This is a genomic window from Arsenophonus endosymbiont of Apis mellifera (assembly GCF_903968575.1).
Classification (GTDB): Bacteria; Pseudomonadota; Gammaproteobacteria; order Enterobacterales; family Enterobacteriaceae; genus Arsenophonus; species Arsenophonus apicola.
This window is the reverse complement of sequence record NZ_CAJCFU010000034.1, coordinates 1-11953: the sequence shown is the minus strand read 5'-3', so window position 1 is coordinate 11953 and position 11953 is coordinate 1. Positions and strand designations below refer to the sequence as shown.

9 protein-coding genes, 1 rRNA gene and 1 pseudogene are annotated in these 11953 nt (G+C 39.3%); 4 read left to right on the top strand and 7 right to left on the bottom strand.

Annotation, left to right across the window (positions count from 1 at the left end; translation table 11 throughout):
* The 4 genes from H1X92_RS04325 to rluD all read right to left on the bottom strand — a co-directional run.
* Positions 1-393, bottom strand: a 16S ribosomal RNA gene (locus H1X92_RS04325); the annotation flags it as partial.
* A 533-nt stretch (positions 394-926) separates the two neighbouring features.
* Positions 927-3500, bottom strand: coding sequence for an ATP-dependent chaperone ClpB (gene clpB / locus H1X92_RS04320; RefSeq protein ID WP_180559014.1), 2574 nt, complete (start codon positions 3498-3500; stop codon positions 927-929).
* A 126-nt stretch (positions 3501-3626) separates the two neighbouring features.
* Entirely contained in the window at positions 3627-4361 is a 735-nt protein-coding gene (gene yfiH, locus H1X92_RS04315) for a purine nucleoside phosphorylase YfiH (RefSeq protein ID WP_180559013.1), read from the bottom strand.
* The gene (gene rluD / locus H1X92_RS04310) at positions 4362-5339 is read right to left on the bottom strand and encodes a 23S rRNA pseudouridine(1911/1915/1917) synthase RluD (RefSeq protein WP_180559012.1); all 978 of its coding nucleotides are present in this window, start codon (positions 5337-5339) and stop codon (positions 4362-4364) included.
* Between the two features lie 134 nt (positions 5340-5473).
* On the opposite strand from rluD, the gene bamD reads away from it, so the two are divergent.
* The 3 genes and pseudogenes from bamD to pheA all read left to right on the top strand — a co-directional run bounded on the left by bamD (position 5474) and on the right by pheA (position 8253).
* Positions 5474-6205, top strand: a complete 732-nt coding sequence (gene bamD, locus H1X92_RS04305; protein ID WP_180559015.1) for an outer membrane protein assembly factor BamD — start codon at positions 5474-5476, stop codon at positions 6203-6205.
* Between the two features lie 308 nt (positions 6206-6513).
* Positions 6514-6846 carry a ribosome-associated translation inhibitor RaiA gene (raiA, locus tag H1X92_RS04300; protein ID WP_180559011.1) on the top strand — a complete coding sequence of 111 codons (333 nt, stop codon included), beginning with the start codon at positions 6514-6516 and terminating at the stop codon, positions 6844-6846.
* Positions 6847-7089: 243 nt separating this feature from the next.
* Positions 7090-8253, top strand: a pseudogene (gene pheA, locus H1X92_RS04295) (bifunctional chorismate mutase/prephenate dehydratase).
* A 47-nt stretch (positions 8254-8300) separates the two neighbouring features.
* Here the strand turns inward: pheA and tyrA are convergent.
* The 3 genes from tyrA to H1X92_RS04280 are packed head-to-tail and all read right to left on the bottom strand — an operon-like array spanning position 8301 to position 11718.
* Positions 8301-9422 carry a bifunctional chorismate mutase/prephenate dehydrogenase gene (gene tyrA / locus H1X92_RS04290; protein ID WP_180559010.1) on the bottom strand — a complete coding sequence of 374 codons (1122 nt, stop codon included), beginning with the start codon at positions 9420-9422 and terminating at the stop codon, positions 8301-8303.
* 14 nt (positions 9423-9436) lie between these two features.
* On the bottom strand, positions 9437-10447 hold the full coding sequence (locus H1X92_RS04285; RefSeq protein WP_180559009.1) for a 3-deoxy-7-phosphoheptulonate synthase: 1011 nt from the start codon (positions 10445-10447) through the stop codon (positions 9437-9439).
* 44 nt (positions 10448-10491) lie between these two features.
* Complete coding sequence (locus H1X92_RS04280; RefSeq protein ID WP_180558336.1) at positions 10492-11718, bottom strand: RNA-guided endonuclease InsQ/TnpB family protein; 1227 nt, start codon at positions 11716-11718, stop codon at positions 10492-10494.
* Positions 11719-11776: 58 nt separating this feature from the next.
* Here H1X92_RS04280 and H1X92_RS04275 point away from each other — a divergent pair.
* Positions 11777-11953, top strand: a 177-nt coding sequence (locus tag H1X92_RS04275) for a transposase (RefSeq protein ID WP_180558337.1), incomplete at its 3' end; no start/stop codon positions are given.

Here is an 11953-nt window from a genome sequence, read left to right as displayed (position 1 = left end):
TGCATCAGGCTTGCGCCCATTGTGCAATATTCCCCACTGCTGCCTCCCGTAGGAGTCTGGGCCGTGTCTCAGTCCCAGTGTGGCTGATCATCCTCTCAGACCAGCTAGAGATCGTCGCCTAGGTGAGCCTTTACCCCACCTACTAGCTAATCTCATATGGGTTCATCCGAAGGTGTGAGGCCTAATGGTCCCCCACTTTGCTCCTTAGAGATTATGCGGTATTAGCCACCGTTTCCAGTGGTTATCCCCCGCCTTCGGCCAGATCCCCATACCTTACTCACCCGTCCGCCGCTCGCCGGCAAGAAAGCAAGCTTTCTCCCGCTGCCGCTCGACTTGCATGTGTTAGGCCTGCCGCCAGCGTTCAATCTGAGCCATGATCAAACTCTTCAATTAAAAGTTTGATGCTCAAAGAATGTTTTACTGGCCGTAACGCTTCTTTTTGCCACTTTGTCGACGTTTTAACGCCTTCGCTGTGGCCCAAAATCACGTTACTGCTTATTAGTTCATATATGAATTAACTGTTTTGTCACTCTTCAAGACTTAATCTTCAAATAGTTTTTGATGATGTCTTGCGAGTGCCCACACAGATTGTCTGATTAATTGTTAAAGAGCGTGCGACCCAGGTCGCGAGGTGGCGTATATTACGCTTTTCACCTTAATTCTCGTTATACTTTTATTCACTCGTTGATGAATAAGTCGCGATAACAGGAAGGGCATTATAGGAGGTTTTCTGAAACTAACAACTATTATTTGCATTTTTTCTGTTTAAGTGCTCATTTATTGTGCTAGCTTTAAGTTGATAGTATCAAAGCTAGTTGTTGATCACTTAAGCTAATAATGTTTTTTAATCAAGGTTATTGAATAGCTATAATAGATTGAAGAGGCAAATATTGCCTCTTCAAATAGGATTAACAATTTAATTTTATTTATTGCTTAGCAACAATAACACCTTTTTTAATATCTAAAGTTACTTGTTTGCCGGGCACTAACTTGCCTGATAACATCTGTTCAGCCAATGGATTTTCTATCTCTTGTTGGATCGCACGTTTCAAAGGACGTGCACCAAATACCGGGTCAAAGCCCGCTTCACCCAATTTTTCTAACGCTGCTGGCGTTATTTTTACTTTATAGCCTTGCTCTTCCATACGTTTATATAAGCGAGATAGTTGGATCTGTGCAATGTCTGTAATTTGCTCTTTATTAAGTGGATGAAATACCACAACTTCATCAATACGGTTAATAAATTCAGGTCGGAAACTACGGCTAACAACTTCCATGACAATCTCTTTCATTTCGTTGTAGCCCAGACTCCCAAAACGCTCTTGGATCAAATCAGAACCTAAGTTTGATGTCATAATGACAACCGTATTACGAAAATCGACGGTTCTTCCCTGCCCATCAGTTAAGCGTCCATCATCCAAAACTTGCAATAAAATATTGAAAACATCGGGATGCGCTTTTTCAATTTCATCAAGCAAAATAACAGAATAGGGGCGGCGTCTGATGGCCTCGGTTAAATAACCACCTTCTTCATATCCTACATAACCTGGAGGTGCACCAACAAGTCTGGACACAGTATGTTTTTCCATAAATTCGGACATATCAATGCGCACCATCGCATCATCACTATCAAATAAAAAATTTGCCAGTGCCTTACATAGCTCAGTTTTACCCACACCAGTAGGACCTAAAAATAAGAATGAACCAATAGGTCGATTTGGATCTGATAAACCAGCACGACTACGCCGAATGGCATTAGATACTGCGTCAACAGCTTCATTCTGACCAATGACACGCTTATGCAGATCCTGTTCCATATGAAGCAACTTTTCACGTTCACTTTCTAACATTCTGGAAACAGGAATGCCTGTCCAGCGAGCTAATATTTCAGCAATCTCAGCATCAGTCACTTTATTACGCAATAACTTCATGGTGTTGCTTTCTGCTTTAGTGGCAGCTGCAAGTTGTTTTTCTAATTCAGGAATTTTACCATATTGCAATTCTGACATTTTAGCTAAATCACCACTGCGCCGAGCCTGCTCCAAACTTATACGTGCGTTTTCTAACTCTGCTTTTATATGCTGTGTCCCGGTAAGCTCTGCTTTTTCTGCTTTCCACTCTTCTTCTAGCTCTGAATATTCTCGTTCTTTTTCTGTCAGTTCTTCTTCTAACATTTTAAGCCGCTTTTTACTGGCTTCATCAGATTCTTTTTTTAGTGCTTGTTGTTCAAGTTTTAATTGTATAACCCGGCGTTCTAAGCGATCAAGGGCTTCCGGTTTAGAGTCCATCTGCATCCGTAAGCTAGCACCTGCTTCATCAATTAAATCTATGGCTTTATCAGGTAGCATACGATCCGAAATATAACGATTTGATAAACTGGCAGCAGCAACAATAGCAGGGTCAGTTATCTGTACATGATGATGCAGTTCATAACGTTCTTTTAGTCCCCTTAATATTGTTATGGTGTCCTCAACAGTAGGTTCAGCAACATAAACTTTTTGGAAACGACGCTCTAATGCTGCATCCTTTTCAATATACTGACGATATTCATCAAGTGTGGTTGCACCGACGCAATGTAATTCTCCTCGTGCTAGTGCTGGTTTTAACATATTACCGGCGTCCATCGCACCTTCAGCTTTACCCGCACCAACCATAGTGTGCAACTCATCGATAAACAGAATCACATTTCCTTCTTGCTTGGCCAGATCATTCAAAACCGCCTTTAAGCGCTCTTCAAATTCGCCGCGATATTTTGCGCCAGCCAGCAAAGCACCCATATCTAAGGAGAGAACACGTTTATTTTTTAATCCTTCGGGGACTTCACCATTAACAATGCGTTGAGCGAGACCTTCGACAATCGCGGTTTTACCAACTCCTGGTTCACCAATTAAAACCGGATTGTTTTTTGTTCGGCGCTGAAGAACTTGGATTGTTCGGCGGATCTCTTCATCACGTCCAATAACAGGATCGAGTTTGCCTTGTTCAGCTCTTTCAGTTAAATCAATTGTGTATTTTTTTAGTGCTTGACGCTGCTCTTCAGCACTTTGATCATTAACATTTTCACCACCACGCATTTGTTCTATCGCCTTTTCTATATTTGCTTTATTGGCTCCCATCGTTTTAAGGGTATCTGCCAGGGAGGTTTTGGCATCAAAAATTGCCAGAAGAAATAACTCTGAGGAAATAAACGTATCACCGCGCTGTTGTGCTAACTTATCACACAAATTTAAGTGCCGAATAAGATCATTTGAGGGTTGGATATCACCCGCAGTGCCGTGCACTTGCGGTAAGGTATTAAGAATATCGTTTAATTTGTTACTTAATTGACTGATATTAACCCCTATAGATGTCAATAAAGGGCGTAAAGTGCCACCTTCTTGATCTAACAAGGCAACGAGTAAATGTACTGGTTCAATAAATTGATTATCTTGTCCAATTGCTAACGATTGAGCATCAGCTAGTGCTTGTTGGAATTTGTTGGTAAGACGATCCAAACGCATAATACCTCCAAAATACAATTTCAATCATTTATGCAGATTAAATGAGGTTTTATTTCACATTATTCAAGTTACTTACGATAAAAATCAACTGTTGATGTAAAAATAATAACTAATATTGTTAAAGATTTATTTTAACCAGATTAATGATGCCATTCGTCCCGTTACACCATCACGACGATAAGAAAAAAAACGCGTTGGCTCACTCATAGTACAATAGGTTCCTCCATAAATATGCTGGACGCCCATTGCGTTCAATTTTATACGCGCTAGCAAGTAGAGATCAGCGAGATACTTACCCTGTGCAAAAGCTTTAAAGCCTTGCGCTAATTCTGCATTATGTTCAATAAAAGCACTTCTCACTTCACTACCTACTTCAAATTTTTCCGCGCCAATTGCTGGCCCGAGCCAGGCCATAATAGAGTAAGCCGGTGATTTAAATTGTTTTATCGCTTTTTCCAGGATCCCATCACATAAACCTCGCCAGCCAGCATGTACGGCAGCAATTTCCGTGCCTTGTTCGTTACAGAGTAAAACAGGCAAACAGTCTGCTGTCATCACAACACACACCTGTCCTTGTTCACAACTGTAAGCAGCATCCGCTGACAAATTACCCTTTTTTTCTTTATCCAAATCGATAATACGCGTGCCATGTACCTGAGTAAGCCAACAAGGCTGGGTTGGTAGTTGTGCAATTTTCATTAAGATATTGCGGTTTTGTGTCACTAATCGCGGTTGATCACCAACATGTAGCCCTAAATTGAGGCTGTCATAAGGTGGCAAACTATTACCACCAATGCGTGTTGTGCTACAAGCCATGACTGTTTCAGGTTGTGGCCAGTTCGGATATATTAAGCTATCCATTTACCAATCCATCTCATCTCTATGCATCACTGCATCTGCTTTGAGTATATTAATTAGTATAACCATATCTGCAGGAATATCTGCGTGCCACTCCATTTCAATACCAGTAAGAGGGTGATATAAACGTAACATTGTGGCATGGAGCGCCTGACGATTAAAATTGTTCATAATTTGCCGAAACTCTTCCGAGACACCCTTTAAGGGGCGTGGGCGACCACCATATACCGGATCGCCAACTAAAGGATGATTAATATGCGCCATGTGAACGCGAATTTGATGCGTTCTACCTGATTCTAACCGCAATCTAAGTCTGGTATGAGCGCGAAAATGCTCCATTACCCGATAATGGGTAATTGCAGGTTTGCCCATTGGGTGAATAGCCATATGTGTTCGTTTAGTTGGGTGACGAGCAATCGGCTCATCTACCGTTCCCCCAGCGGTCATACGACCATTTACTACCGCTTCATATTCACGGGTAATTTCTCTTCGCTGCAAAGCTTCTACCAAATGAGTCTGAGCAGGTATCGTTTTTGCAATAACCATTAATCCGGTAGTATCTTTATCCAGCCGATGAACAATCCCTGCTCGTGGAACATTAATAATCTCAGGATAACGATACAAAAGAGCATTTAGCACCGTTCCATCTGAATTGCCAGCACCGGGATGAACCACCAAATCACGAGGTTTATTTATAACCAGAATTTCGTCATCTTCATAAATAATATTTAATGGAATATTTTGTGGCTGCCAACGCATATCTTCTTCAATCAGTACATCAATGGCAATTTGTTCACTGCCAAATACTTTTTCTTTCGGCCTATTTATGATTTTGCCATTTACCAGCACTCTATTATCTAAAATCCACTCTTTTATTCGTGAGCGAGAATAATCAGGAAATAATTCAGCTAGAGCTTGGTCTAAACGTTGGCCAAGTTGCGATTCTAGAATTTGCGCCTGAAGTTGTAATTGTTGAGCCATAAAATTATCTACAGTAAAGTTTACATTTTGACGGCAGTGCCGTTTTAATTAAAATATGTGCTATTGTAACTCATATTTCGTTAGGGGGCTTTATGGAGATCGCCCCAAACACATTCAGAGGAAACAACCACGTGATTATACGTATAAAATATCTGCTGGCAGCAGCCACATTGAGTTTATTTGTTACCGGATGCTCCAGCAATAAGGATGCTATACCAGAAAGCTCTCCCACTGATATCTATACCAGCAGCCAAGAGAAACTACAAAGCGGTAATTATAAAGGGGCAATCAAATTATTAGAAACTCTCGATAATCGTTATCCATTTGGCCCTTATGCCCAACAAGCGCAACTGGATATGATTTATGCCTACTATAAATCAGCTGAGCTACCATTAGCGATAGCAACTATTGACCGTTTTATTCGCCTTAATCCAACACATCCTAATATTGACTATGTTTTGTATATGCGTGGTCTTACAGCACAAGCGTTAGACGATAGTGCACTACAAGATTTTTTTGGTATTGATCGTTCAGATCGCGATCCTCAACATGCGCTCGTGGCTTTTAGAGACTTTAGCCAACTGGTTCGTTTTTATCCAAATAGCCTTTATGCAACAGATGCTAGCAAACGTTTAGTTTTTCTAAAAGAACGTTTAGCAAAATATGAGCTGGCTATTATTAAATATTATAATAAACGTGGCGCTTATGTTGCTGTTATTAATCGCACTGAACAAATGCTAAAAAATTATCCCGATACCCAGTCAACACGCAATGCACTAAAATATATGGAGATAGCCTACGATAAGTTAGGCTTAACCCAGGAAAAAAATAAGGTTGCACAATTAATCGCCGCTAACTCAGCCTAAGGGAATAATAATCACTAATATTTATTGATTAAAAACAGCAAAGCTATTTTGCTGTTTTTAATGTTAATCAACAAAAAAATAGTTTTAGCCAGATAATAATTTTTTAAACCGATAAAATAGATCAATTCATCAATAATGCAAAAAACGAGTATCTTATGCAAGAAACAAGCATTTTTTTTGATAATACATCCACACTCCCATCATTACTTTAGTAAGAGAGCAAATAAAACCGATCGAGATCACGTTTTTTCTATTAATTATCGCTATCCTAAAAACATCCATAACTTAATGATAAGTGAGGTAGCGATATGATAGTAAGTATAACAAGTAAGTGCATAGAAATTACACCTGCTATACGTCACCATATTGAAGAACGTTTGAATAAACTTAGCAAATGGCGAGTTTCTTTAATTAATCCTCACATTGTGCTGTCAAAAGAGCCTCAAGGGTTTATTGTTGATGCCAATATTCATACACCAAATGGAAAATTATTTGCTAGTGCGAAACATAGTAATTTTTATATTGCAACCAATGAATTAATAAATAAGCTAGAAAAACAACTTAATAAACGTCAACATAAAAATGAGGCTAGACGTGCTTATCCAATAGCAAAAGAGATAGATCTAGCCATTCAGCCATAAGTGTGTGCCATTTTATTTTTCTCTAAGCGTACTTATAGAAGTGCGCTTTTTATTATTTTATTTGTTTTGCTTAACATAAAAATAAGCTTCATAATTCATATTGATTAAAACAATTATTAATAACCTAGCTTAATCCTTATACTTACTGAATTTTTGTTAGCTTCTTGATAATTTTGATAAAAGCGTTTTTTTATTCGCATTCGCTACACAATAATAAAAAATAAAACAACAGAGAAAATAATTATGGAAAGTATATCTAATCTATTAAACATGCAGAAAAAAATAAACGAACTTGATCATTTGTTATTAAATTTACTGGCTGAGCGACATCATTTAGCGACTCATGTCGCTCAGGCTAAATTAAAACTGCATCAACCTATTGATAATATAAATCATGAACAGCAATTACTAAATAGATTAATAACTGAGGGAAAGAAACTCGGTCTGGATGGCTTTTATATTACTCGCCTTTTTCAAATCATCAACCAAGATTGTGTGTTAACTCAGCAAGCTGTGTTTCAGCAACATTTAAATCCGGTAGCTCATGGTTCTGCCCGAATTGCTTTTTTAGGGCCCAAGGGATCCTATTCTCATCTTGCAGCACGCCACTATTCAGCGCGCCATTTTAGTCAATCTATCGAATAAAGTTGTGATAAATTCCAAGATATCTTTGCTTTAGTTGAAAGCAAACAAGCTGATTACGGTATTTTACCTTTAGAAAATTCCAGCTCAGGGGCAATTAATGACGTTTACGATTTGCTGCAAAATACCCAACTTTCAATCGTAGGTGAGATGCGTTTACCCATTAATCACTGCCTACTTGCGATAACTCAAGTACCATTGGAAAATATCGAAACGGTGTATAGCCATTCGCAACCATTTCAACAATGCAGTCAATTTCTACAACAATATCCTAATTGGAAAATTAAATATTGCGATAGTAGCTCTAGTGCCATGCAAAAAGTAGTTAAAATCAATTCAGCTAAAGTGGCTGCTTTGGGTAGCGAAATGGGCGGTTCATTATATGGTTTGACCATTCTTGAACAAAATATTGCTAATCAACCCGATAATATGACACGTTTTATTGTTATCGCGCGCAATGCTGTACAAGTTTCCGAGCAAATTCCGGCTAAAACAACATTGTTGATCGCGACTAGTCAACATGCTGGTGCTTTAGTCGATGCATTATTAGTACTGAAAGAGCATAATATTGTTATGAGTAAGTTAGAATCCCGACCAATTAATAATAAACCATGGGAAGAGATGTTTTACATTGATGTACAGGCAAACTTACGCTCATTAGATATGCAACATGCATTAGAAAAGTTAACTGCAATAACACGTTCAATAAAAATTCTCGGCTGCTACCCAGCTGATAATTTAGTACCTACTGGCCTTACTAACTAAAAAACCGGTTATATAACCGGTTTTTTAACAGTATTAATTACAGCAAATTAACGACTAATGTCATTAGCTTGTTGTAATAATGCATTACTTTCTTGCATAAACCGTTTAGCATCCTGACCAAACCATTGACTAATTCTCGCAAATTGGGAAATAAACTTTGCCTTATCTTGCTCTTTAAGCAATGCCACAGAATGACCAAAACTTTGGTAATATTTAACAATTAAATCAATGTTTTCATCAGATGCCATAATGATATCTGCATAAAGTTGTGGATCCTGAGCAAATAGACGTCCAACCATTGCTAACTCTAATCGATATATAGGCGATGAAAGAGCTAACAATTGTTGAAGATCGATTTTTTGTTCAGATAAATATTGTCCATAAGCAAAAGTAGTAAAATGACGAAGCGCCTGAATAAATCCCATACATTTATCATGTTCTGTGGCATTAATTTTATGTAATCTAGCGCCCCAAACTGTCAATTGTTCTAATAGCCATTGGTATGCTGCTGGATTTCGCCCTTCACAATAAATAATTACCTGTTTAGCAATACTATTAACATCTGAGCCGAACATTGGGTGTAAGCCAACAACAGGCCCATTATGCACTGATAACATAGCTTCAAGCGGTTGTTGCTTAATAGAAGAGATATCCATCAATAATGTATCTTTAGACAACTTGGGCAATCTATGAATAACTTCTACCGTGGAATGAATTGGGACACTAATCATGACTACAGCAGCATTAGCCAATAATTTATCGGCTGTATCCCAATCTTCTTCGTTCAAACTATAAACCTCATAGCCAGAGAGGGTAAATAATCGACTAAATAATTTTCCCATCCGACCTTCGCCACCCACAATGATAATAGGTCCTAAATCAGCATTTAATTTTTTAAAGCCTTGATTATTTTCATGCTGGTAAGATTCACGCATAATGCGGCGTAAAATATCTTCAATCAGATCAGGGGCAATACCTATTTTTTGCGCTTCTTTGCGACGCGCTTCTAACATTGAAGCCTCACGCTCTGGTACATAGATAGGTAACCCTTGCCGGCTTTTTACTTCACCCACTGCCGTCACTAATTGCTCTCTTTTTGCGAGTAATGCGAGTAATGATTTGTCGATTTCATCAATCTGTTGACGTAATTGTAATAATTCTGCTGACATCAATTTACCTTGTATTAGCTTGCCTTTTCTAGGGTCTTAATACGCTCTTTAAGTACCGAGCGAATTTTAGTATGTAATTTTCTTAATACTGCGTCTGTTGTTTCCCAACTAATACAAGCATCAGTAACAGAAACACCATATTTCATTTTAGAACGTAATTGTTCGGAAGATTGATTTCCTTCATTAATATGGCTTTCAAGCATCATACCTGTAATTGACCGATTACCAGAAGTAATTTGCTCAATAATCGATTCCACCACCAACGGTTGTCGACGAAAATCTTTTCTCGAATTACCATGGCTACAATCAATCATTAAAGAGGGTAATAAATTAGCATTGCGCATCTGTATTTCACAATTTGCAATATCTTGCGCACTATAATTTGGCTTTTGCCCTCCCCTTAAAATGATATGACCATTAGGGTTACCTTGTGTTTGTAATAAACAAACTTGACCTGATTGATTAATGCCCATAAAGCGATGCGGCATTGCTGCTGCTCTCATTGCATTAATTGCCGTAACTAAATTACCATCAGTACCATTTTTAAAACCAACCGGCATGGAGAGTCCAGAAGCCATTTCACGATGTGTTTGTGATTCAGTTGTTCTAGCGCCTATAGCGGACCAACTAAATAAATCACCTAAATATTGTGGATTATTTGGATCAAGAGCTTCTGTGGCTAATGGCAATCCCATATCCACGAGCGATAACAGTAATTTACGTGCAATATGCAGCCCTTTTTCCATATCAAAAGAACCATCCATCATCGGGTCACTAATCAAACCTTTCCAACCAGCCGTGGTGCGGGGTTTTTCAAAATAAACTCGCATAACAATATATAAACTATCAGCAAGTTCTATTGCTAACTGCTTTAATCGATGGGCATATTCCAGCGCTGCATCTACGTCATGGATAGAACATGGACCACAAATAACTAACAGCCGTGGGTCACGATGCTGAATAATATCAGCAATTATTCGGCGAGAATGGGTAATTTTTTGCTGATTATTATGATCTATTGACATCCTCCCCCACCTTCACACTTCGTGACTCAGGAGGGGGATTCCCGTTAGTCGGAGACTATCTGATCGCTCAGAAGCCTGGTTCCTGCTGCTGACGGCATTACTGCACCGTTCACTTCACAGGCTAACACGGCATGTCCTGCCGCTAAAATGTTACGAGCTCCGTTGATATCTGCGTTCTCTGTATACCCGCACTCAAGGCACTCGAATCTACTTTGTGATTGACGATTTTCTTTCGCTGTATGACCACAACATGCACACCGTTGACTTGTATATGCCGGAGGCACAGCTAATACCTGACCACCGCGCCATAGCTGCTTGTACTCAAGCTGACGGCGCATTTCATACCAACCCTGATCCAGTATCGAACGGTTAAGTCCTGATTTTGCCCTGACATTCCGTCCGTGCTGCTCTTGTGTACCTTTTGCCGATTTCGACATGTTACTGACCTTTAAGTCCTCAATGACGATCATCGCGTGGTTTTTGCTGATTTCACTGGTGACTTTGTGAAGGTAGTCTTTGCGGATATTGGTTATATGCGAGTGGAGACGTTGGATTTTTCGCTTCTGTTTTTTCCAGTTATTGCTGAATTTAACTTTACAGCTTAACTGACGCTGGAATTTCGCCAGCTTTTTTTGGTTGGTTTTAAAACTGTTTACAGGTTCAAACACTGTGCCGTCTGACAGCGTGGCGAGTCTGGTTACACCTGCATCCAAACCAATCATTGTTGCTGACGAATGAGGCTGAATGTCCATTTCCAGTTCGACCTGAAACGATATATACCAGTGTCCCGCATGTTGGCTAACGGTTGCGTTTTTAATCTTACCGTACAGCTTTTGCGACTGCCGGAACTTTACCCATACCAAACCTGACGGTAATCTCACTCTGCCATTATCGAGCTGACAATATTTATCAAAATTAACAAAACGAACTGAATCACGCCCGTCATTTTTCCTTTTAAATACAGGAGCTTTTGCTGCCAGTTTTTTATCAAAGCAGCGTTTCCATGCCCCGTGCAGATCTTTGAGTTTCTGCTGAAGATTATCCGTGTAGGCTTCTTGCAAAAAGGAATGTTCCGGCTTTTTTTTCCATTCTGTGAGCATCCGATTTAGTTCAAACGCTGACGGTAGTTTACCGCCGGATTCAATAATGCGTTGCGTCTCTGCTAGCCCGTAATTCCAGATAAAACGAGCGCATCCGCACAACTGCCGCAAACGTTGCGACTGTTTTTCGGTTGGTTCGAGTCTGAATTTGTAGGCTTTTAGAATTAGCATTATTACTCAGTGTGTAGTAAATTATCTCACTATCTTACCGTATATCCGGTTAATTTCAATGCAAAAATATAAAATCAACCGTTCAAGACATGCAGCGTTTCTTTTACATGTTCACCTTGTCTTTGTGACTAAGTACCGAAAGAAAGTACTCAGTGGCTTGCACTACAAAGCATTTCATCAGTATGCAGGTGAAGTGTGTCGCGACTTTGGGGCTGATTTAAAGGAAAGTAACGGA

Coding starts and splice junctions, on each gene's coding strand:
- clpB (WP_180559014.1), bottom strand. CDS start 3,500: ATGCGTTTGGATCGTCTTACCAACAAATTCCAACAAGCACTAGCTGAT.
- yfiH (WP_180559013.1), bottom strand. CDS start 4,361: ATGGATAGCTTAATATATCCGAACTGGCCACAACCTGAAACAGTCATG.
- rluD (WP_180559012.1), bottom strand. CDS start 5,339: ATGGCTCAACAATTACAACTTCAGGCGCAAATTCTAGAATCGCAACTT.
- raiA (WP_180559011.1), top strand. CDS start 6,514: ATGATAGTAAGTATAACAAGTAAGTGCATAGAAATTACACCTGCTATA.
- tyrA (WP_180559010.1), bottom strand. CDS start 9,422: ATGTCAGCAGAATTATTACAATTACGTCAACAGATTGATGAAATCGAC.
- H1X92_RS04285 (WP_180559009.1), bottom strand. CDS start 10,447: ATGTCAATAGATCATAATAATCAGCAAAAAATTACCCATTCTCGCCGA.
- H1X92_RS04280 (WP_180558336.1), bottom strand. CDS start 11,718: ATGCTAATTCTAAAAGCCTACAAATTCAGACTCGAACCAACCGAAAAA.